Annotated in this window: 19 protein-coding genes and 1 riboswitch; of the genes, 12 read left to right on the forward strand and 7 right to left on the reverse strand. The window is 66.2% G+C overall.

Features of this window, described 5'->3' with window-relative positions; genetic code table 11:
• Positions 1-89 precede the first annotated feature (89 nt).
• From DDE75_RS05910 to DDE75_RS05940, 7 genes are all read left to right on the forward strand, one after another.
• Positions 90-641: a cytochrome b gene (locus tag DDE75_RS05910; RefSeq protein ID WP_108501465.1), complete on the forward strand. Its 552-nt coding sequence runs from the start codon at positions 90-92 to the stop codon at positions 639-641.
• Positions 642-843: 202 nt separating this feature from the next.
• Positions 844-3,915, forward strand: coding sequence for a response regulator (locus DDE75_RS05915; protein WP_211659306.1), 3,072 nt, complete (start codon positions 844-846; stop codon positions 3,913-3,915).
• Complete coding sequence (locus tag DDE75_RS05920; protein ID WP_108501466.1) at positions 3,912-4,775, forward strand: CheR family methyltransferase; 864 nt, start codon at positions 3,912-3,914, stop codon at positions 4,773-4,775. The genes DDE75_RS05915 and DDE75_RS05920 overlap by 4 nt, the downstream gene beginning before the upstream one ends.
• Positions 4,765-6,594, forward strand: a complete 1,830-nt coding sequence (locus DDE75_RS05925) for a response regulator (RefSeq protein WP_108501467.1) — start codon at positions 4,765-4,767, stop codon at positions 6,592-6,594. Before DDE75_RS05920 ends, DDE75_RS05925 begins: the two co-directional genes overlap by 11 nt.
• 199 nt (positions 6,595-6,793) lie before the next feature.
• Positions 6,794-7,855 (forward strand): methionine ABC transporter ATP-binding protein, encoded by a 1,062-nt coding sequence (locus DDE75_RS05930; protein ID WP_108501731.1) that lies wholly within the window; start codon positions 6,794-6,796, stop codon positions 7,853-7,855.
• Positions 7,845-8,519 (forward strand): methionine ABC transporter permease, encoded by a 675-nt coding sequence (locus DDE75_RS05935; RefSeq protein ID WP_108501468.1) that lies wholly within the window; start codon positions 7,845-7,847, stop codon positions 8,517-8,519. Before DDE75_RS05930 ends, DDE75_RS05935 begins: the two co-directional genes overlap by 11 nt.
• A gap of 31 nt (positions 8,520-8,550) precedes the next feature.
• Positions 8,551-9,324, forward strand: a complete 774-nt coding sequence (locus tag DDE75_RS05940) for a MetQ/NlpA family ABC transporter substrate-binding protein (RefSeq protein ID WP_108501469.1) — start codon at positions 8,551-8,553, stop codon at positions 9,322-9,324.
• A 36-nt stretch (positions 9,325-9,360) separates the two neighbouring features.
• On the opposite strand, the gene DDE75_RS05945 is transcribed toward DDE75_RS05940, so the two are convergent.
• The 7 genes from DDE75_RS05945 to chrA form a co-directional block, all read right to left on the reverse strand.
• Complete coding sequence (locus tag DDE75_RS05945; protein WP_108501470.1) at positions 9,361-10,317, reverse strand: HesA/MoeB/ThiF family protein; 957 nt, start codon at positions 10,315-10,317, stop codon at positions 9,361-9,363.
• Positions 10,314-10,904, reverse strand: coding sequence for a thiamine phosphate synthase (locus DDE75_RS05950; RefSeq protein ID WP_108501732.1), 591 nt, complete (start codon positions 10,902-10,904; stop codon positions 10,314-10,316). The genes DDE75_RS05945 and DDE75_RS05950 overlap by 4 nt, the downstream gene beginning before the upstream one ends.
• The gene (locus DDE75_RS05955) at positions 10,901-11,662 is read right to left on the reverse strand and encodes a thiazole synthase (RefSeq protein ID WP_108501471.1); all 762 of its coding nucleotides are present in this window, start codon (positions 11,660-11,662) and stop codon (positions 10,901-10,903) included. The genes DDE75_RS05950 and DDE75_RS05955 overlap by 4 nt, the downstream gene beginning before the upstream one ends.
• Before the next feature lie 3 nt (positions 11,663-11,665).
• A complete protein-coding gene (gene thiS / locus DDE75_RS05960; protein WP_108501472.1) occupies positions 11,666-11,863 on the reverse strand; it encodes a sulfur carrier protein ThiS in 198 nt (65 codons plus the stop codon).
• On the reverse strand, positions 11,853-12,824 hold the full coding sequence (locus tag DDE75_RS05965) for an FAD-dependent oxidoreductase (RefSeq protein WP_108501473.1): 972 nt from the start codon (positions 12,822-12,824) through the stop codon (positions 11,853-11,855). Before DDE75_RS05965 ends, thiS begins: the two co-directional genes overlap by 11 nt.
• Positions 12,817-13,620: a bifunctional hydroxymethylpyrimidine kinase/phosphomethylpyrimidine kinase gene (gene thiD / locus DDE75_RS05970; protein WP_108501733.1), complete on the reverse strand. Its 804-nt coding sequence runs from the start codon at positions 13,618-13,620 to the stop codon at positions 12,817-12,819. Before thiD ends, DDE75_RS05965 begins: the two co-directional genes overlap by 8 nt.
• 65 nt (positions 13,621-13,685) lie before the next feature.
• Positions 13,686-13,788: riboswitch (TPP riboswitch) on the reverse strand.
• Positions 13,789-13,828: 40 nt separating this feature from the next.
• The gene (chrA, locus tag DDE75_RS05975) at positions 13,829-15,118 is read right to left on the reverse strand and encodes a chromate efflux transporter (protein WP_108501474.1); all 1,290 of its coding nucleotides are present in this window, start codon (positions 15,116-15,118) and stop codon (positions 13,829-13,831) included.
• A gap of 228 nt (positions 15,119-15,346) precedes the next feature.
• Here chrA and DDE75_RS05980 point away from each other — a divergent pair, with 228 nt between their 5' ends.
• The 5 genes from DDE75_RS05980 (at position 15,347) to DDE75_RS06000 (ending at position 22,105) form a co-directional block, all read left to right on the forward strand.
• Positions 15,347-17,281 carry a DEAD/DEAH box helicase gene (locus tag DDE75_RS05980; protein ID WP_108501475.1) on the forward strand — a complete coding sequence of 645 codons (1,935 nt, stop codon included), beginning with the start codon at positions 15,347-15,349 and terminating at the stop codon, positions 17,279-17,281.
• A gap of 213 nt (positions 17,282-17,494) precedes the next feature.
• A complete protein-coding gene (locus tag DDE75_RS05985) occupies positions 17,495-18,598 on the forward strand; it encodes an ABC transporter ATP-binding protein (RefSeq protein WP_108501476.1) in 1,104 nt (367 codons plus the stop codon).
• A gap of 114 nt (positions 18,599-18,712) precedes the next feature.
• The gene (locus tag DDE75_RS05990) at positions 18,713-19,789 is read left to right on the forward strand and encodes an ABC transporter substrate-binding protein (RefSeq protein WP_245894637.1); all 1,077 of its coding nucleotides are present in this window, start codon (positions 18,713-18,715) and stop codon (positions 19,787-19,789) included.
• A 55-nt stretch (positions 19,790-19,844) separates the two neighbouring features.
• Entirely contained in the window at positions 19,845-21,146 is a 1,302-nt protein-coding gene (locus DDE75_RS05995) for an ABC transporter permease (RefSeq protein ID WP_108501478.1), read from the forward strand.
• Positions 21,147-21,151: 5 nt separating this feature from the next.
• On the forward strand, positions 21,152-22,105 hold the full coding sequence (locus tag DDE75_RS06000) for an ABC transporter permease (RefSeq protein WP_108501479.1): 954 nt from the start codon (positions 21,152-21,154) through the stop codon (positions 22,103-22,105).
• Positions 22,106-22,112 lie beyond the last annotated feature (7 nt).

Consider the following 22,112-nt stretch of genomic DNA (forward strand, 5'->3'; position numbering starts at 1 on the left):
GCCTTGCGTGCATCGCGCAAGGATATGGCAGCGCTTGGCGGCGTCAAGCAGACGCTTGCCCCGTGGCGCGGTCGTGATACCATGGTGGAATGGCTGACAGAGCAACTCGATACGGCACGACCGCGCAAGTCCTGCACTGGCTGGTGGCGATCGGTATTCTTCTGATGATCCCCGCAGGGCTGATCATGGTGCGCGACGGTTTGCCACGGGCGCTGCAGGATGCGCTGTTCCTGTTTCACAAGAACATCGGCGTGGTCCTTTTCCTGATCGTGGTCCTTCGGATCGTCTGGCGGGCAACCCATCCCGCTCCGCCCCTGCCGCCACAGATGCCGGCTTGGCAACGCCGCATCGCCGCTGTATCGCATTTGGCGCTTTATGTGCTGCTGGTGGTGATGCCTGTAACCGGCTATCTGCGGGTTCGGGCAGGGGGCTATCCGATCGAGGCGTTGGACGCTCTGGGCGTTCCGGCGATGGTCGCCCGCAATAAGGCCTTCGGCGAAGCCGCCAGCCAAGTGCACGAAGTCGCGGCATTCCTGCTGATCGGCTTGCTGGCCATGCACATCGGGGCGGCGCTGCATCATGCGTTGATCCGTCGCGACGGGGTCTGGTCGCGGATGTGGCCGATCGGCGGTCGGGACTGACGCTGCGGCAGCGGTTGATGCTTTGCGGTCGACTTCGATCCGGGGCATGCCTAGGATGCGCCGTTGGACGGCATCGGCCTGGTTCCACGACCGCCGCAATATTATCAAATATTTACTCACATCGAATGAACAAAACGGCGTCCAGCCGCGTTCGACGGGAACCGTCGATCTGGCGGATGGCGTCGACCCTGCAGGAGCCCTCGTGTACGACAAGAAGAACCTGACGATCCTTGCCGCGGTCGTTCTTGCACTGGGGGGTGTCTTCGCCCTCGATCTGATGTTCCCGCTGGGGACGGCTGTCTGGCTGATCTACCTGCTGCCGCTGGTGTTGTCGTTCATGTGCCCCTGGCCCGTGGCGCCGGTGTTGGTGGCGGTCGTGGCCTGCGCTGGCATGGGGCTTGGCTTCATGTTCGACGAGGCCTCTTTCGGGACCGGCGTGGCGATTGCCAACAGATCCATGGCGGGGCTGGTCTATCTGGGCCTGGGGATCGGCGGTCAGGCTATGATCCGGACACGCGAGCGTCTGCTCCATACCGAATGGGTGCAGCAGGGGCAGGTAGCGATCGGCCGTGCCATCCAAGGCGAACTTTCGGCCGAGCGTTTCGGCCAGCAGGTCCTGCGCAGCCTGGCACAGCGCGTCGATGCCCGAGCAGGCGTCATCTACGCGCGCGAGGGTGAAAGCCTGCACCGGCTGGCCACATGGGGCGTCGACGAAGCCGCCCTTGCCGAACGCGTGTCGGCGGCGGAGGGCCATCTGGGCCGCTGCATCACCGAGGGCGAGGTCTTGGAACTGGACCTGCCCTCCGACGCCGCGCTTGGTTGGTCCAGTGGTCTGACGCGGGGTCGCGCGGGGCGCGTGGTGCTGGTGCCGTTGCTGGACAACGGGCATGTGAACGCCGTTCTGGAAATGGGCTTCGACAAGCCGGTGCCGGAACGCGTGCGCGATCTGTTCGACCGGACCTCGGACCGCTTGGGGATCGCGCTGCGGTCCGTTCAATATCGCGCGCAACTGCATGAACTGCTTGAGGAAACCCGCCTCCAGGCCGAGGAACTGCGCAGCCACTCGGAAGAACTCGCCTCCTCGAACGAGGAGCTGGAGGAGCAGACCCGCGCCCTGCAGGACAGCCAGCAACGGCTGGAAGCCCAGCAGGCCGAATTGGAACAGCAGAACGCGCTGCTGGAAAGCCAGACGCAGGAGCTTGAGGAACAGCGCGACACGCTGGCCCGCTCGCGCCGCATGCTGGAGGATCAGGCCGCCGAACTGGCGCGCGAAAGCCGCTACAAGTCCGAATTCGTCGCCAATATGTCGCATGAACTGCGCACGCCGCTGAATGCGCTTCTGATCATGTCGCGGCTGCTGGCCGAGAACCGGGGCAAGACGCTGACGCCCGAACAGGTGCGTTGGGCCGAAACGATCGAAAGCTCGGGCAAGGATCTGCTGCTGCTGATCAACGATATCCTCGATCTCTCCAAGATCGAGGCCGGCAAGCTGGAGGTCGCCCGCGATGCCATCGAACCGGCGGATGTCGCCAAGAAGCTGGTCCGCGCCTTCGAGGTGCAGGCCCAGTCCAAGGGGTTGGAACTGACCGCCGAGGTCGCGCCCGACGTTGCCACGCTGGAAACGGACGGGCAGCGGTTGGAGCAGGTCCTGCGCAACTTCATCTCGAACGCGCTGAAGTTCACCGAACGCGGGCGGATCACGCTGAAGGTCACGCGGGTGGCGCAGGGCATCGCCTTCGCCGTCCATGACACCGGCATCGGCATCGCGCCCGACCAGCAGGAGGCCGTCTTCGAGGCCTTCCGCCAGGCCGACGGCACGATCTCGCGCCGCTTCGGGGGGACGGGGCTTGGCCTCTCGATCTCGCGCGAACTGGCGGATCTGCTGGGCGGTCGCGTGACGCTGAGCAGCGAGGCCGGAAAGGGCAGCGTCTTCACGCTGATCCTGCCCAACGCCCCCGCATCGCGAAAACCCACCGCCTCGCGTGCCATGCCGACCGCGCCCGCGGCCCCCGAAATCACCGATGACAGCATCACCTTGGGGGCGCTGGACGGGATCGAGGATGACCGCGAGATCACCCGCCCCGGCGACCGCGTCATGCTGGTGGTCGAGGATGATCCCGCTTTCGCACAGCTTCTTTACGAACTGGCGCAGGAATTGCAGTTCCGCTGCATCTGTGTGGGCCGCGCCGATGATGCCGTGCGCGCCGCGCGCCACTTCCTGCCGCATGCCATCGTCATGGATGTGGGTCTGCCCGACCATTCGGGCCTGTCGGCGCTGGACCGTCTGAAGCGCGATACCAGCACGCGCCATATCCCTGTGCACATGGTCTCGGCCGAAGATTACACCAAGCAGGCGCTGGCCCAGGGGGCCATCAGCTATATGATGAAGCCGATCCAGCGCGATACCTTGGCCACCGCGATCCGCAATCTGGAAAGCCGCATGGAGCAGCGCCTGCGCCGTGTGCTGATCGTCGAGGACGACCCCGCCCAGATGGAAGGCCTCAAGGCGCTTCTGGCCAGCGATGAGGTCGAGACCGTGGGTGCCGGCACCGCCGCCGCCGCGCTGGAGGTCTGCCGCACGGAAACCGTCGATTGCATCGTGCTGGACATGACGCTGCCCGATGCATCGGGCTTCGATCTGCTGGAACAGCTGGACGGGGACGGCACGGCCTCTTTCCCGCCGGTCATCGTCTATACCGCCCGCGCCCTCTCCGAGGGAGAGGAGCAGCGCCTGCGCCGCTATTCCAAGTCGATCATCATCAAGGGCGCGAAATCGCCCGAACGCCTGATCAACGAGGTCACGCTGTTCCTGCATCAGGTGGTCAGCGACCTGCCCGAGAAACAGCGCGAGATGCTGGCCGCATCCCTGAACCGCGACGCCCAGTTGGAGGGCCGCCGCATCCTGGTGGTCGAGGATGACATCCGCAACGTCTATGCCCTGACCGGCGTCTTCGAACCGCACGGTGCCACCGTCCAGATCGCCCGCAACGGCCGCGAGGCGCTGGACGCCCTTGGCCGCATCAACGATGGGGCGGCGCCGAAGGTGGACCTGGTGCTGATGGACGTGATGATGCCGGAGATGGATGGGCTGACCGCCACGCGCGAGATCCGCAAGATCGACCGCTGGAAGACGCTGCCCATCATCATGCTGACCGCCAAGGCCATGGCCGAGGATCAGAACCAGTGCCTGGCGGCAGGCGCCAACGATTACCTGCCCAAGCCGCTTGACGTGGACAAGCTGCTGTCCCTGACCCGTGTCTGGATGCCACGATGAGCGTCGCACCCGTTCCCGCCGGACCCGGCGAAGACATCGAACTGGACCTGTTCCTCGAGGCGTTGAACCGGCGGTTCCACTATGACTTCCGGTCCTATTCGCGGGCGTCCCTGGCGCGGCGGGCCGATCTGGCGCGCGAAAGGCTGGGCTGCGCGACCCTGTCCGAGGCGCAGGGCCGTCTGCTGCACGAACCGGCGGTGCTGCCCGACGTGATCGACGCCATGACCGTGCAGGTCAGCGAGATCTTCCGCGATCCCGCCTACTATCTGGCCCTGCGCCGCGATGTGTTGCCCCATCTGCAGACCTTCCCCTCGTTGAAGGTCTGGGTGGCGGGTTGCGCCGATGGCGAAGAGCTTTATTCGATGGCCATCATGTTCAAGGAGGAGGGGCTGTTCGACCGTACCCTCTTTTACGCGACCGAGATCAACCGCCGTGCCCTGGCCCGCGCCGAGGCGGGGGTCTATGACATCGACCGCCTGCCGGTCTTTTCGCAGAACTATCAGAAAGCGGGTGGTCGCGGGTCGCTGTCGGATCATTACACCGCCGCCTATGGTCGCGCGGCCTTCCACCGTGAACTGCGGTCGCGCACGGTCTTTACCGAACACAACCTGGCCACCGATCAGGTGTTTTCGGAAGTGCACCTGATATCCTGCCGCAACGTGCTGATCTATTTCGACACCACGCTGCAGGACCGCACGCTTGGGCTTTTTGCCGAGGCGCTGACCCGCGGCGGTTTCCTAGGGCTGGGTTCCCATGAAACGCTGCGCTTTTCCGCCCATGCGGCGGCCTTTTCGACCTTTGACGAACCCGACCGGATCTGGCGCCGCAACGCCGACCAGGAGATGCTGAATGCCCCATAACCCCATCAGATTCCTGATCGTTGACGACATCCCCGAGAACATCATGGCGCTGGAGGCCCTGCTGCGGCGCGACGGCCTGATCGTCGATCGGGCCAGATCGGCCAGCGAGGCGCTGGAACTGATGCTGATGCACGATTATGCGTTGGCCTTCCTGGACGTGCAGATGCCCGGCACCGACGGCTATGAGCTGGCAGAGCTGATGCGCTCGACCGAGCGGACCCGCAGCGTGCCGATCATCTTCGTCACCGCCGCCGAGATGGACGAGGCACGTCGTTTCCGCGGCTACGAGGCCGGGGCCGTCGATTACATCTTCAAGCCGATCGACCCGGTCATCCTGAAATCCAAGGCCGAGGTGTTCTTCCGCATTGGCAAGCAGGCCAAGGAGCTGGCCCGCCAGCGCGACGAGCTGCGCGAGATCGCCATGCACCGCGACCGCGCCATGGCGCAGCTGCGCGCCCATGCCGACAATTCTCCGCTGGCCTTCGTCACGCTGGACAGCAAGGGCTGCATCCGCGACTGGTCGCAGGGGGCCGAACGGATGTTCGGGCGCAGCAAGGCCGATCTGTTGGGCACCAAGGGCACCGAATGCGGCTGGCTGGACGAGGACGCCGAACGGCTGCTGTCGGCATGGCTGCAGGCCCCATCCGACAGCGCCCCGCGCTTTTCCGGCGAATTGCAGCTGGATCACGCCGACATCGGAGCGATCAGCTGCGAAGTCTATGGCTCGGTCCTGTCGGACGGCGCGGGGCAGCAGTCGCTGTCTTTGCAGATCCTGGACATCACCGAACGCAAGCAGGCCGAGGAGGTCCGCTCGCTTCTGATCGGGGAATTGAACCACCGCATCAAGAACACGCTGGCCAATGTTCAGGCCATCGCCCGCCAGAGCCTGCGCCAATCCGAAAGCCTTTCCCAGTTCGAGACCAGCTTCGGCGGACGCCTTCAGGCCTTGGCCCGCGCGCATTCGATCCTGTCGGATGCGACCTGGACCAGCGCGCCGCTGGATCAGCTGATCGACGATCAGATCAGTTCCGGAACGCTGGACGGCGAACGCTTGCGGCGGAACGGCCCGCTGGTGGATCTGGCCCCCGACACGATGCTGCGCCTTGCGCTGACGCTGCATGAACTGGGCACGAACGCGGCGAAATACGGCGCGCTGTCGGTGCCGGGGGGCATGGTGCATCTGGATTGGGCGTTGGAGCAGGGCCAACTGCGGCTGACTTGGTGCGAAATCGGTGGCCCAACCGTCACGGCGCCCGAACAAAGCGGTTTCGGCACCACGCTGATCACGGCGGCGGGTGGGGGCGACAATGCCTCGGCCAGTGCTGAATGGAACCCCGAGGGGGTGATCTGGACCATCCGTCTGTCCGACGGCGTCACGCGCCTGAAGACCTTGCAGCCCAGTTCCGAACCCGCCGCGTCTCCCGTTGCCGAACGCCCCGCCAGCCTGTCGGATTGCCGCGTCCTGCTGGTCGAGGACGAACCCCTGGTGGCCTTGGACCTGCGCTACGAGCTGGAGGACGCGGGTGCGACCGTCGTCGCCGTCGCCCGCACCGTCGCCGAGGCGCTGGAAAAGATCCGCAGCAATCACGTCGATATCGCGCTGCTGGACGGCAACCTGAAAGGTGAACCTGTCCACGACGTCGCGGCCCTGCTGACGCAGCGCGGGGTGCAGTTCTGCTTTGTCTCGGGCTATGGGCGCGAACATCTGCCCGAGGGATACGATCAGGCGCCCCTGATCGAAAAGCCCTTCCGCCCCGACATGCTGCGCTCGATCCTGACCGGCCTGCTGGCCCGCGATTTCGTGCAGGCCGCGCAATAAGAACAGCGTTCCGGCAGCGCGCTGGTCGCGGCAAGGCCGTTCCATGTGGTGGCCTTGCCAAGACCGCATGTTCGGCATGGAACACCCGATCGCCGCACCGCGTTCTGCGGTCTGGCAAACCCGGTCGCCGGGTGCGCTTGCACATGGCCGCGCTTTCAGGCATCCGGTCGCCCTTTGCACCGAGGATAAGCAGGACACCATGAGCGGTACGCCCCCAGACAATGCGGCGATCATCTTCGACAGGCTTGGCAAATCCTTCCCGAAATCCGGCGGCGACCGGGTCATGGCGTTGCAGGACGTGTCGCTGACCGTTCCGACGGGCAGCGTGACGGGCATCATCGGCCGGTCCGGTGCGGGGAAATCGACCCTGCTGCGCATGGTGAACGGTCTGGAACGCCCGACCGAGGGCAGCGTCAAGGTGGCCGGTCGCGATGTCGGCGGCGCACGCGGCAGCAACCTGCGCGCCATCCGCCGCGACGTCGGGATGATTTTCCAGCACTTCAACCTGCTGGCCTCGCGGACAGTCTGGGGCAATGTCGCCCTGCCGCTGGAGATCGCGGGCACGCCCGCAGGTCAGATCAAGGCGCGGGTCGATCAGCTGGTCGATCAGGTGGGCCTTTCGGCACTGCGCGACCGCTATCCGGCGGAATTGTCGGGCGGTCAGAAGCAGCGTGTCGGCATCGCCCGCGCCCTTGCCACCAGCCCCAAGGTCCTGCTGTCGGACGAGGCGACCAGCGCCCTGGATCCGGAAACCACCCAGACCGTGCTGGAGCTGCTGTCCCAGATCAACCGCGACCTGGGGCTGACCATCCTGCTGATCACCCATGAAATGGCCGTGCTGCGCGACATCGCCAGCCATATGGCCGTCATCGAGGGTGGCCGCATCGTCGAATCCGGCCCGACCTATGATGTCTTTGCCAAGCCGAACCACGGCACCACGCGGTCCTTCCTGTCGGGCGTCACCGGCGCGACCCTGCCGGCCTTCGTCGCGTCCCGAATGACGCTGGACCGCCCCGACGGTCCCGCCCAGGAGGTGATCCGCGTGACCTTCGCCGGGCAGCATGCCACCGACCCGATGCTGGCCATGCTGGCGACCGAGCTGGGCATCGCCGCCAACATCTTGGCCGGTGCCATCGAGGAGATCGGCCCCCATCCCTTCGGCAATCTGCTTTTGTCCATCGACGCCCCGCGTGCCCCCGAGGCCCGCGCCTTTCTTGAACGCCACGCCCTGACGACGGAGGTGCTGGGATATGTCCGCTAACCTGATCCCGATCCTGTGGGAAGCCACGCTGCAGACGATGTACATGGTCGCCATCTCGGCGGTGCTGGGCACGCTTGGGGGGCTGCCGCTGGGGGTCTTCTTGGCAACCTCGCAGCGGGGTGAGCTGCTGTCGGCGCCCTGGATCAACAAGGTGCTGGGCCTGGTGGTGAACGCGGCACGCTCGGTGCCCTTCATCATCCTGGTGGTGGCGATCATCCCCTTCACGCGGATGATCGTCGGCACGTCCATCGGCACCAACGCGGCCATCGTGCCGCTGACGCTGGCGGCCGTGCCCTTCATCGCCCGCCTGGTCGAAAACGCCATCCGCGAGGTCGAGGCCGGGTTGATCGAGGCCGCCCGCGCCATGGGGGCGACGCCGATGCAGATCGTCCGCAAGGTCCTGATCCCCGAGGCATTGCCCGGCATCACCCTGGGCCTGACCTTGGCCGCCGTCAGCCTGATCGGCTATTCGGCCATGGTCGGGGCCGTGGGCGGGCAGGGGCTTGGCGATCTGGGCATCCGCTATGGCTATCAGCGCTTCATGCCCGAGGTGATGCTGGCCGTTGTCGTCATTCTGATCGTCATGGTGCAGCTGGTCCAGTCGCTTGGCGAATGGATCGCCGCCCGCGTCGACCGCCGCGCCGCCCGCAACCGCGGCCACTGATTTTCCGAACAGACAAGAAAGGAACGCCCCAATGCTGCGTTTGACCACATTCGTTTCCGCCCTTGCCCTTGGGACCGCTGCCATGGCCGAAGACATCAAGGTCGGTGTTTCCCCCGGCGAACACGCCGAGATCATGGAAGAAGTCGCCAAGGTCGCCGAGCCGATGGGCCTGAACATCGACGTCATCGAGTTCTCCGATTACGTCGTGCCGAACACCGCGCTGGCGGACGGCGATCTGGACGCCAACAGCTTCCAGCACCGCCCCTATCTGGAAAACCAGATGAAGGATCGCGGCTTCGACCTGACCGAGGTCGCCACCACCATCACCACGCCCATGGGCATCTATTCCGACCAGTTGACATCGGTCGACGATCTGGAAGACGGCGCGCAGGTCGCCATTCCGAACGACCCGACCAACGGTGGCCGCGCGCTGCTGCTGCTGCAGGATCTGGGCGTGATCACGCTGGCCGAGGGCACGGGTCTGGTCCCCAGCCCGCTGGACGTGCAGGACAACCCCAAGAACCTGAACTTCCTGGAACTGGACGCCGCCCAGCTGCCCCGCGCGCTGGCCGATGCCGATATCGCGATCATCAACACGAACTATGCGCTGGCCTCGGGCCTGTCGCCGCGCAATGACAGCATCGCGATGGAAAAGGCCGACAGCCCCTATGTGAACATCATCGTCGTCCAAGAGGGACGTCAGGACGAGCCGTGGGTCAAGACCCTGGTCGAGGCCTATCAGAGCGATGAGATCAAGACCTTCATCGACGAGAAATACGAAGGCGCCGTCCTCACCTCTTGGTAACGCGCTCAGGGCCGTCCCGATGGGGCGGCCCTTTTTTCATGCCTCGGGCAGGGCCATCAGAGCGATCTTGCCTGCCCAGACATCGCGCAGGGCCTGCCCCGCATGATGCGCCCGTAGCCCCGTCCGGCAGGCCAGCACCACACGGCGGTTGTCGGGCGGGGACAGTCCAGCAATGTCCTCGGGCGGGATGTGGTGGGCGTCGGGGCGGAAGGGTGCCGCCTCGGTCCTCAGGTCGATCAGCAGGTCTTGGTCGGTGATCTGAGCGCGTCCGATGAAGGGCAGAGGATCCTTCGGCTCGGGCGCGCGGTCGAAGCGGAACCCGCCCATGCGCCATGTTGCGGCGTCGAAGCTGATCAGCCGACCCAAGGGGCTGTCGGGCAGGCCCAGCAGCACCGCCATCGCCATCTGCGCCTGAAGTGCGCCGATCATCCCCACGACCGGTCCCATGACGCCATTCGTCGCACAGGTCCCGCCGCCCTTGGGCAGATCCGGAAAGATCGCCCGCAGGCTGGGTGCGCCCCCGCAGCAGCCCGCCACATATCCCGACATCGCCAGCGCCGAGGCCGCGATCAGCGGCACGCCTGCGGCAAGGCAGGCATCCGACAGCGTCAGGCTAACCGCGAAGCTGTCGGCGCAATCCAGCACGACATCTGCCCCCGCGACCAGCCTGGCCGCATTGGCGGGGTCCAGCCATTCGGTGCGGGCGTCGATTTGCACCTCGGGGTTCATCGCCGCCATCACCTGCGCCGCAACCTGCGCCTTGGGCTGGCCGATGGCGTGCATCGGATAGATCGGCTGGCGGTGCAGGTTCGTCTCCTCGATCACGTCGCCATCGATCAGGGTGATCCGGCCGATGCCTGCGCCGACCAGATATTGCAGCGCAGGGACACCCAAGCCCCCCGCGCCGACGATCAGCACGTGGGCCTGCGACAGCCGGTCCTGACCCGAGGCGCCGATCTGTGGCAGGATCATCTGGCGAGCATAGCGGCTCATGTCGTCAGCCATTCGCGAATGCGGGCCTCGGGGGTGGGGTTGAGGGTGATGTCGGTGACGGCGGCGACGACATCGGCGCCCGCATCGAAGGCCCCCTTGGCGCGGTCGACCGTGAAGCCGCCGATGGCGACCAGCGGGATGGGGCCGATCAGGCGCTTCCATTCGGTGACACGCTCCAGCCCCTGCTGATGCCACCGCATCTTCTTCAGGATGGTTGGATAGACCGGCCCCAATGCAATGTAATCCGGGTTGCAGGCCAGGGCCCATTCCAATTCCGCATGATCATGCGTGGACAGCCCCAAGCGCAGGCCCGCGCGGCGGATGGCGGGCAAGTCGGCATGGTCCAGATCCTCTTGCCCCAGATGCAGCCAATCGGCGCCCTCGTCGATGGCGATCTGCCAGTGGTCGTTGACGACCAGCGTCGCGCCATGCTGACGCGCCAGCGCCAGTGATCGGCGGATCTGGTCGCGCAGCTGATCCACGGGCCGGTCCTTGATACGCAGCTGCACCAGCTTGACGCCAAGAGGCAGGGCGCGTTCCAGCCAGCTGACATCATCGAAAATCGGGTAGAAACGCGGCAACATCACAGCCATGCCTTTCCGATCAGCGGGGTCGAGGGTGCGCCCATGTCGCGAACCCCCATCGGGTCGGCCCCTGCGGCCAAGGCCCCGGCCTGCACGGCCAGCCCGAAGGCGCGCGCCATCGCCACCGGATCGCCCGCCTGCGCCACGGCGCTGTTCAGCAGGACGGCGTCGAAGCCCATCTCCAGCGCGTCGGCGGCGTGGCTGGGCAGGCCGATGCCTGCGTCGATCACCATCGGAATGTCGGGAAAAGCCTCACGCAGGGTGCGAAGGCCATAGCGATTGTTCAGACCCATGCCGGACCCGATGGGCGCACCCCAGGGCATCAGCACGCGGCAGCCCGCGTCGATCAGGCGTTGGGCCAGAACCTGATCCTCGGTCGTATAGGGGAAGACCTCGAAGCCATCCGCGGCCAGCGTCTCGGCGGCTTCCAGCAGGCCGAAGGGATCGGGTTGCAGCGTGTCGGCATGACCGATTACCTCCAGCTTGATCCAGTTGGTCTCGAAGATCTCGCGGGCCATGCGGGCGGTGGTGATCGCCTCGCGCGCGTTGTGGCAACCGGCGGTATTGGGCAGGATGTGGATGCCCAGGTCGCGTACGATCTGGCCAAAGGCCTGCCCCTGACCGCTTTCGCGTCGCAGCGATACCGTCGCCACGCTGGCCCCCGAGGCAGCAAAGGCCTGCTGCATCACGGCGGGTGAGGGGTATTGCGCCGTACCCAGCATCAGCGGGCTGTCCAGCGTCACGCCATAGAAATCACGCATGGCTCACCCTCCCTGCATGGGGGCCAGAACCTCCAGCCGGTCGCCGTCCTGCAGTGGCTGCGTGGCGCGGGCCGTTGCGGGCAGGAAATCACCGTTCAACGCGGTGGCGACGCGGGCATCGGCCCAGCCCAATTCGACCAGCGCATCGGCAACTGTTGTGGCGGTGATCTGGCGGGGGGTGCCGTTCAGCTCAATCTTCATGGATCAACTCTCCACGGGTTTGGTGGGTCAGATAGTCGGCGGCCTGTCGGGCAAGGGCGGGCGCCATCAGATAGCCGTGACGGAAGAGGCCGTTCAGATGCAGCACGCGGCCCCGAACCGTCACGCGCGGGATGTTGTCGCGGAAAGCTGGGCGCAGGTCGGTGCCGGTTTCCAGCACGCTGGCCTCGGCAAAGCGGGCGTCCAGCACATAGGCGGCCGACAGCATCTCCAGCAGGGCGCGGGCGGTGATGGGGCGACGGGCGTCGCTCTCGATCTGGGTGGCGCCTAGCATGAAGATGCCACCGCCGCGCGGCACGACATACAGTGGATGGCGCGGATGCAGCAGCCGCACGGGGCGCGTCAGGGTGATGTCGGGGGCATGGAGCACGATCATCTCGCCCCGGACGCCACGCAGGTCGGGAAGGGAGGCGGCCATGCCGCGGGCGTCGATGACCGGGCCTGCGATATCCTGCGCGTCCGCTTCGGCGGTCTCGACGGTGATGCCCCGATCCTGCAGGGCGGCAAGCAGATCGGCAAGGGCCTGACGGGGGTTGAGATGAGCTTCGGGCGGGATATGCAGGGCGTGGCGGTGGTCGGCCAGATCGGGCTTCAGTTCGGCCAGCGCCGCGCCGTCCAGCATGACGTGGCCCGGCGCACGGCGGGCAAAGCGCGACAGCTCGGCCCGGTCGCGGTCCAGCGCGACGACCAGCGTGCCGTGTCGGGTGACGGTCGTGACCTGCGCCCAGTCATCGGCGGCCTGCGCCCCAAGGCGGGCGATCAGCGGATCAGCGGTGACGCCTTCGCAGATCGGGGCCAGCATGCCGCCAGCCCACCACGAGCAGCCATGCGGGCCGGGGGGACCGTTCCGGTCGATGATGCGCGGGTGCCAGCCCTGTTGCGACAGGTGCCATGCCGCGAACAGCCCCGCGACGCCCGCGCCGATGACGGTGATGTCACGCATGGGACCAGACCGCGTGGAAATGATGCACCGGACCGTGCCCATGTCCGACCGTAAGGCTGTCCGCCGCCGCGATCGCGCCTTGAAGATAGCGATGGGCCGCCGTGACGGCATCGGACAGCGGCAGCCCCTGCGCCATGCCCGCCGCGATGGCCGCCGAGAGGGTGCAGCCGGTGCCATGGGTGTTGCGCGTCGGGTGGCGCGGGGCGGTCAATTCGACCACGCCGTCCGGTGTGACCAGCAGGTCGAGGCACTCGGGACCTTCCGCATGCCCGCCCTTCATCAGCACCGCCTGTGCGCCCATGCCCATCAGCGCCTGCGCCTGATCCAGACGCTGATCACGGGTTCGGGCAGTGGCGGTGCCGGTCAGGCGCGCGGCCTCGGGCAGGTTCGGGGTCAGCAGGGTCGCGCGGGGCAGCAGCAGGTCGCGCAATGCGCCGATGGCATCATCGGGCAGCAAGGTATCGCCCGATTTTGCCACCATCACCGGGTCCAGCACGATGGGCAGGTCGCAGCCTCGCAGCCCCTCTGCCACCGTGCGGATGGCATCGGTATCGCCCAGCATCCCCAGCTTGATGGCGCCAATGTCCAGATCGTCGAAGACCGCCGCCATCTGCGCCGCGATCATGGCGGGGCCAGCGGGCTGGACGCTGACGACGGTGCGGGTGTTCTGGGCGGTCAGGGCGGTGACGACGCTGGCGCCATAAACGCCAAGTGCGGAAAAGGTCTTGAGGTCGGCCTGGATGCCGGCGCCTCCGCCGGAGTCCGATCCGGCGATGGTCAGGGCGATAGCGGTCAAGATGGCCTCCTTGTGCGGTCGGGGGACATGACGGCGCAAGGGGGAACAAAGGGCGGGGCGGACCCGCGATCATCTGCACCGTTCCCTCCGCCGGTATGACCCGGATCAGGTTCGATGGGTTGGCTGAAGCCTCTCAGCCCCTGTGACGGGGCACCCCAACGGTTTGCATCTGAAGGCTAGCGGGATGATGGATGGCCCGCAAGGGGGATCAGGTCAGCCCCGCCATCTGCAGCGCGATCCCCGCCAGCGCCGCCCCGCCCAAAAGGGTCGCCATGCCCGGTCGAAGCCACAGGGCTGCAACCAGTGTCGCGGCAGAAAGCAGCGCGGCCACGGGGTCCAACGAGGTCATGACCGGCACATCCATCCGGATCGGGCCTGCCCGCCAAGGAACGGTCTGCTGCCAGATAAGGTGGATGGCGAACCACACCGCAAGGTTCAGGATGACGCCCACGACGGCGGCGGTGACCGCGCGCAGGGCGGCCGACAGGCGGGCGCTGCGGCGCAACCCCTCCATGAAGGGGGCGCCGAGGAAGATGAAGGCGAAACAGGGCGCGAATGTCACCCAGGTTGCCAGCAGCCCGCCCAGCACGGCGGCCAGCAGCGGATGGGCCTGGTCCGCGCCGTATGCCGCCATGAAACCCACGAATTGCAGCACCATGATCAGCGGTCCGGGGGTGGTTTCGGCCATGCCGAGCCCGTCCAGCATCTGGGTGGGTTCAAGCCAGCCGTAATGGCCCACGGCCTCTTGCCCGACCCAGGCCAGGACGGCATAGGCGCCCCCGAAGGACAGGACCGCCAGTCGCGAAAAGAAGGTGGCGATGTCGGTGAAGACGCTTCCGGGCGCCAGAAGCATCAGCGCCGCCACCGGCGCCATCCACAGTACCAGCGCCCAACCCGCCGCCCGACGGGCCGCGCCCGCGTTCTGCGCGAGCAGGGGGTTCGCATTTGGGGCGGGGACGCTGCCGCCCATCAGCGCGCCTGCCAGCGCTGCCATGGCAATGACCAGCGGGAAGGGCGCATCCAGCGCGAAAAGCGCCACGAAGGCCGCCCCGGCGATGATCCGCAGTGCCGGTCCCTTCAGCGCCCGCCCGGCAAGGCGGATCACCGCCTGCACCACGATCGCCAGCACCGCCGCCTTCAGCCCGAAGAAGATCCCCGCCACGATGCCCACATCGCCAAGCGTGACATACACCATGCTGAGCGCCATGATCGCCGCCACGCCGGGCAGGATGAACAGCACCCCTGCGATCAGCGCCCCGCGCACGCCATGCATCAGCCAGCCGATATAGGTGGCCAGCTGCTGCGCCTCGGGGCCGGGCAGCAGCATGCAGAAGTTCAGCGCGTGCAGGAAGCGATCCTCGTCGATCCAACGGCGTTCCTCGACTAGGATGCGGTGCATGACGGCGATCTGGCCCGCAGGCCCGCCGAAGCTGAGCGCGGCGATCCGTGCCCATGTGGCGACGGCATCCTTGATCGGGGGATGGGCTGTTTCGGGCATCGAAAACCTCTGTCCGGGGGGCGCGCGCATCAGGGCCGCGCGACGGTGCCAAGTCAAGGAAAAGCCGGGGGGAAAATCAGTTCAGATCATCGGTGGACTTTGCGACGCGCCTGCACTAGGAACCCCTCTTTGGCTCCGCATGTCCGGGGCGGCGGGTGCAGGGTGGGCCGGTCGCAGGGACGGGGTGCCGCTCATCGGGTGAATGACACCCCCCATTTGGCGAATCAAATGACCGAATTGAACTTCCCCGCACCGCTTCAGGCGGCGCTGGCTTCCAAAGGCTATGACAGCCTGACCTCCGTGCAATCCGCCGTTCTGGCCGACGAGGCCCAGGGGCGCGACCTTCTGGTCTCGGCGCAGACCGGCTCGGGCAAGACCGTGGCCTTCGGCCTGGCGATCGGCGCGAACCTGCTGCTGGACGGTCAGCGCCTTGATGGCGACCGCCCGTTGGCGCTGGCCATCGCGCCGACGCGCGAGCTGGCCCTTCAGGTCGCGCGGGAACTGGAGTGGCTTTACGCCGGCACCGGAGCGCGCATCGCGACCTGCGTTGGCGGCATGGACTACCGCACCGAACGGCGCAACCTGCAGCAGGGCGCACAGATCGTCGTCGGCACGCCCGGCCGTCTGCGCGACCACATCGACCGGGGCAGCCTGGATCTGACCTCGCTGCGCGCCGCCGTCCTGGACGAGGCCGACGAGATGCTGGACCTGGGCTTCCGCGACGACCTGGAATACATCCTGGCCGCCGCGCCCGAGGAACGCCGCACGCTGATGTTCTCGGCCACGGTGCCGCCCGCGATCGAGAAGCTGGCCCGTGATTTCCAGCGCGACGCCCTGCGCATCGCCGCCATGGGCGAGGCGCGCCAGCACGGCGACATCGCCTATCGCGCCTACAGCGTCACGGCCCGCGACCGCGAACCGGCGATCTTCAACCTGCTGCGGATGCACGAGGCGCAGACCGCCATCGTCTTCTGCAAGACCCGCGCCAATGTGAACCACCTGCTGGCCCGCATGTCCAACCGTGGTTTCAAATGCGTCGCCCTGTCGGGCGAGCTGAGCCAGCAGGAACGCACCCACGCGCTGCAGGCACTGCGCGACGGACGCGCCCGCGTCTGCATCGCGACCGATGTCGCCGCACGCGGCATCGACCTGCCGGGGCTGGAGCTGGTGATCCACGCCGATCTGCCGACCAACCCCGAAACCCTGCTGCACCGTTCGGGCCGCACGGGCCGTGCCGGGTCCAAGGGTGTTTCGGCGCTGATCGTGCCGTCCTCGGATTACAAGCGCGCGCAGCGCCTGATGCAGAACGCCAAGGTCGTGGCCGAATGGGCCAAGGCACCTTCCGCCGACGAGGTCCGCGAACGCGACGACCAGCGCATGCTGGAACACGAAGCCCTGCGCGACGCGCCGGGCGAAGACGCGCCCCTGGCCGCTCAGTTGCTGGAAAAGTTCGGCGCCGAACAGGTGGCCGTCGCCTTCCTGCGCATGTGGCGCGAAGGCCGTCCCGCCGCCGAGGAGCTGATGGAGACGCAGGCCCCGCCCGCGCCCATGGCACCCCGTGCGCCGCGCGAATTCGGCCCCTCGGTCTGGTTCACCATGTCGGTCGGCCATTCGGGCCGCGCCGAGGCGCGTTGGCTGCTGCCCAAGATCTGCGATGCGGGCGGGATCACCCGCGACGGCATCGGCGCGATCCGCGTCAAGCAGGACCTGAGCTATGTGCAGATCGCCCAGGAGGTCGCCGACCGCTTCGGCGATTTCATGGAGATCACCCCCGAGGTGACGATGCGCCGCATGGAACGTGCACCCGATCTGGATGCGCCGGTCGAACGCGCGCCCCGTGCCCCCCGTTACGACGGCCCGCGCGAAGATCGTCCCGCACGCGGCAAGCCTGCGCCGCGCCGCAAGGATGACGTGGGTCACCAGGATCGCGTCCGCGCCGCCAAGGGTGGCTGGATTCCCGACGATGCCGGTCTGGCCGATCCGCGCACCGAAGGCCCCAAGCCTGCGGTGAAGGCGTGGAAGAAGAAGTCCTCGGCCGATGGCGCGGGTCCGCGCAAGCCCGGCGGTGCCGGCAAGCCCGCTTGGGCCGCCAAGGGCAAGCCCCGCTTCGACAAGCCCGCGGGCGGCAAGCCCCACCGCAAGGGCGGCAAGCGCCCCGATTGATCTGCATGCTTCGGCGGCGTCCTGACTGAATTTCAGGCAAAGCCGCTGGCACACCGATCACCAGAAGAAACAAGCGCGCCCCAGGTCTGACAGGCCTGTCGGGCGCGTTTTCATATCGTCATGTAGGCATACAATATTTGTTGCATGATGGGCGGATGCCCGCTTAACCTGCACCTGCGCTGAACAAGAAACCGACAACAGGGAGAGCGCCTTTTGCTGGACGACCGACACGGCGAGGCTTTCGTCGCATTCGAGCATGTGCAAAAAAGCTATGACGGACAGACACTTGTCGTCAAAGACCTGAACCTTTCCATCGGCAAGGGCGAATTCGTCACCATGCTGGGACCGTCGGGTTCGGGCAAGACCACCTGCCTGATGATGCTGGCAGGCTTCGAGACCGCCACCCATGGCGAAATCCGCCTGGATGGCAAGCCGATCAACCAGGTGCCGCCCCACAAGCGTGGCATCGGCATGGTGTTTCAGAACTATGCCCTGTTCCCTCATATGACCGTGGGCGAAAACCTGTCCTTCCCGCTGGAGGTGCGCGGCATGCCGCGCGACGAACGCGAGACCCGCGTCAAGCGGGCCTTGGACATGGTGCAGATGGGCAAGTTCATCAACCGCCGTCCGGCGCAACTGTCGGGCGGTCAGCAGCAACGGATCGCCCTGGCGCGCGCGCTGGTCTTCGATCCGCAGCTTGTCCTGATGGATGAACCGCTTGGCGCGCTGGACAAGCAGTTGCGCGAACACATGCAGTTCGAGATCAAGCATCTGCACGAACAGCTGGGCATCACCGTCGTCTATGTCACCCACGACCAGGGCGAGGCGCTGACCATGTCTGACCGCGTGGCCGTCTTCAACGACGGGCGCATCCAGCAGCTTGCCCCCCCGGCCGAGCTGTATGAACGGCCGCAGAACAGCTTTGTCGCGGGCTTCATCGGCGAAAACAACGCGCTGGCGGGGACCATCGAACAGCTGGACGGCGAAAAAGCCTTGGTGCGTCTGGACGATGGCGGATTGATCGATGCGACCGCCGTCAACATCCGCGAGAAGGGGCAGCGCACCACGGTCTCGATCCGGCCCGAACGGGTCGAGTTCAAGCCCGAGATGATGCCCCACGGTGCCCATACCATCGAGGCACAGGTGATCGAGGTGATCTACATGGGCGACATCCTGCGCGCCCGCCTGCGGGTCGCGGGGTCCGAGAATTTCGTCATGAAGATGCGCAACACCATCGGCCAGACCCATCTGCACGCCGGTCAGTCGGTGCGCATCGGCTGGCACCCCGAGGACGCCCGCGCGCTGGACCCGGTCTGATCGGGATCGCCACCCACGAATTGCGGTCCGGCGATCCTTGCCGGACGGCCACGCCCCCACGGGGGCAAATGAAACGGACGGAAAGTCCGGCATAATTCCACAAGGGAGCTTACCGTGAAAACCACGCTTATCATGTCCACCGCATTGGCCGGCATCGCATTCGGCGCCTCGGCGCAGGAAGTGAACGTCGTCTCCTGGGGCGGCGCCTATGAGGCCAGCCAGGTCGAAGCCTACAACAAGCCCTTCGCCGAAGAGACCGGTATCAAGGTCAACATGATCGCCGCCGACAACCCCGCCACGCCCCTGCGCGCGCAGGTCGAGGCCGGCAACGTCACCGGCGATGTCTTCGACGTCGAGGTCTCGGACGCCATCCGCCTGTGCGACGAAGGTGCGCTGGTCGAGATCGATCCGGACATGCTGCCCGCAGCCCCCGATGGCACCGCCGCCGCCGATGATTTCGTCGACGGTGCGCTGCTGGATTGCGCCGTGGCGAACATCGTCTGGGGCACGGTGATCTCCTACAACACCACCAAGTTCACGGATAACGCCCCGACCTCGGCGGTCGATTTCTTCGACACCGAGACCTTCCCCGGCAAGCGCGGCCTGCCCAAGAACCCCAAGCGCACGCTTTATCTGGCGCTGATCGCCGATGGCGTGCCCGCTGCCGAGGTCTATGACGTCCTTGGCACCGATGAGGGCGTGCAGCGTGCCTTCGACAAGCTGGACACCATCAAGGACGACGTCGTCTGGTGGGAAGCCGGCGCCCAGCCCGTCCAGCTGCTGGCCGACGGCGAGGTCAGCATGACCACCGCCTACAACGGCCGCATCTTCGACGCCATGGTCGGCGAGGGTCAGCCCTTTGAAGTGATCTGGGACGGCCAGTACATGGATCTGGACATGTTCGTCATCCCGGTCGATGCCCCGAACCCCGAAGCCGCGATGGAATACCTGAAGTTCGCCACCGACACGCAACGGTTGGCAGATCAGGCGCAGTACATCAGCTATGGTCCGGCGCGCAAATCCTCGGCCGAGCTGGTCGGCATGTACAAGGACGGCAAGACCGAGATGGCGCCTCATATGCCCACCTCGCCCGAGAACCTTGAAAGCGCCGTTCTGGACGACCCGGAATTCTGGGCCGACCACGCCGCCGAACTGAGCGAGCGTTTCAACAGCTGGCTCGCCTCTTCCTGATGCAAAACGCCGTCATCCCGGTCATGGGGTGACGGCTCCGAATATCGGGGACGACATGGCGAATACCGCACTTGATCCGCATGCTGCGATCACGACCACCGCATCGGGTGTCGCGACGCAGCCCTTGACCACCGCAGACGGCAAGCCGCTGGTCCGGGCCCTGGCCCGCAGCCAGTCGCGCGCGCGCCGCAAGGCATTCCTTCTGGTGCTGCCCCTGCTGGCCTTCATCGTCATCACCTTCGTGGTGCCCATCGGCCAGATGCTGCAGCGATCCTTCCACAACGACGGATTCTCGGCCAACATGCCGAACATCTCGGCCTGGTTCGCCCAGACCGAGCGTGGGACCCAGCCCGATGACGCGGCGTGGCAGGCGCTGGCCGCCGACCTTCAGGCATCGGCCGAGGCGCGCAACATCGGCGTCGTCGGCACCCGCGTGAATTATGACATGCCGGGGACGCGCTCGCTGTTCACCTCGACCGGGCGCAAGGTCCGCAAGGGGATCGAGCCGCCCTATCGCGAGACCCTGCTGGAGATCGACGAGGAATGGGCCGACCCGCAGCTGTGGGCGACCATGCGCGAGGTCTCGACCCCCTATACCGCGAACTTCTACCTGGCGTCGGTCGACCGGACCCGCGATGCGGACGGAAACATCCAGCAGGTCGACGAAAACCAGCGCGTCTACCTGATGCTGTTCTGGCGGACCTTCTGGCTGTCGGGGCTGATCACGGCGCTGACCTTCGTGCTGGGCTTTCCCATCGCGCATCTGCTGGCGACCCTGCCGATGCGGAAATCGAACCTGCTGATGATCCTGGTGCTGTTGCCCTTCTGGACATCGCTTCTGGTGCGCACCACCAGCTGGATGGTGCTGTTGCAGCAGCAGGGCGTGATCAACGACATCCTGGTCTGGCTGGGCGTCATCGGAGGCGGGCAGCGCCTTCAGATGATCTACAACCAGGCGGGCACCATCATCGCGATGACGCATATCCTGCTGCCCTTCATGATCCTGCCGCTCTATTCCGTGATGCGCACGATCAACCCGTCCTATGTCCGGGCCGCGCGCAGCCTTGGCGCGACCAGCTGGACGGCCTTTCGCCGCATCTATTTCCCGCAGACGCTGCCGGGGCTGGGGGCAGGGGCCATGTTGGTCTTCATCCTGGCGGTCGGCTACTACATCACGCCCGCGCTGGTCGGCGGTTCCTCGGGGCAGCTGATCTCGAACATGATCGCGCAGCACATGACCTCGACCCTGAACTGGTCGATGGCCGCCGCCCTTGCCGCCCTGCTGCTGGGTGCGGTTCTTGTCCTCTACTGGCTCTATGACCGGTTGGTGGGCGTCGACAACCTGAAGCTGGGGTAACCGATATGGCCGTACCATCCTATGCAACCCCGCTGGAGCGTGTCTGGCACTATGCCTATGTGGCGATCTGCGTGGCGATCTTCTTCTTCCTGATCGCCCCGATCATCGTCATCATGCCCCTGTCCTTCAACGCCGAGCCCTATTTCACCTTCACTGAAAAGATGCTGTCCTTCGACCCCGAAGGCTACAGCACGCGCTGGTACGACAGCCTGCTGACCTTCGGGATGCAGGCGCCCGACGCAGCCCGCGACATGTCGTGGTGGGCGGATGCCTGGGCGAATGCGAAATGGGTCAAGGCGGCGAAGAACTCGATCATCATCGGCGTCTGTTCGACCATCGTGGCGACATCGCTTGGCACTTTGGCGGCGCTTGGCCTGTCGCGTCCGGAAATGCCCTTCCGCCGGACGATCATGGCAATCCTGATCTCGCCCATGATCGTGCCGCTGATCATCACGGCGACGGGGATGTTCTTCTTCTACTCGAACCCCTGCGAGCTGTTGACGATCTTCGGCCTGAACCCGCAATGCGGCAAGCTGGCGGGCAGCTATCTGGGGGTGATCCTGGCCCATGCCACGCTTGGCATTCCCTTCGTCATCATCACGGTGACGGCGACACTGGTGGGCTTCGATCAGTCGTTGAACCGCGCGGCGGCATCTTTGGGGGCGAACCCGCGGGTGACCTTCTTCCGGGTCACCATGCCGCTGATCCTGCCGGGCGTGGTGTCCGGGGCGCTGTTCGCCTTCGTCACCTCGTTCGACGAAGTCGTGGCCGTGCTGTTCATCGCCGGTCCCGAACAGCAGACCATCCCGCGCCAGATGTGGAACGGGATCCGCGAACAGATCAGCCCCGCCATCCTGGCGGTGGCGACGCTGCTGGTGATCTTCTCGATCGCGCTGCTGACGACGGTGGAACTGCTGCGCCGCCGGTCCGAACGCATCCGCGGGCTGTCCCCGCAATGACCTGTCG

This window comes from Paracoccus indicus (assembly GCF_003056335.1).
Taxonomy (GTDB): domain Bacteria; phylum Pseudomonadota; class Alphaproteobacteria; order Rhodobacterales; family Rhodobacteraceae; genus Paracoccus; species Paracoccus indicus.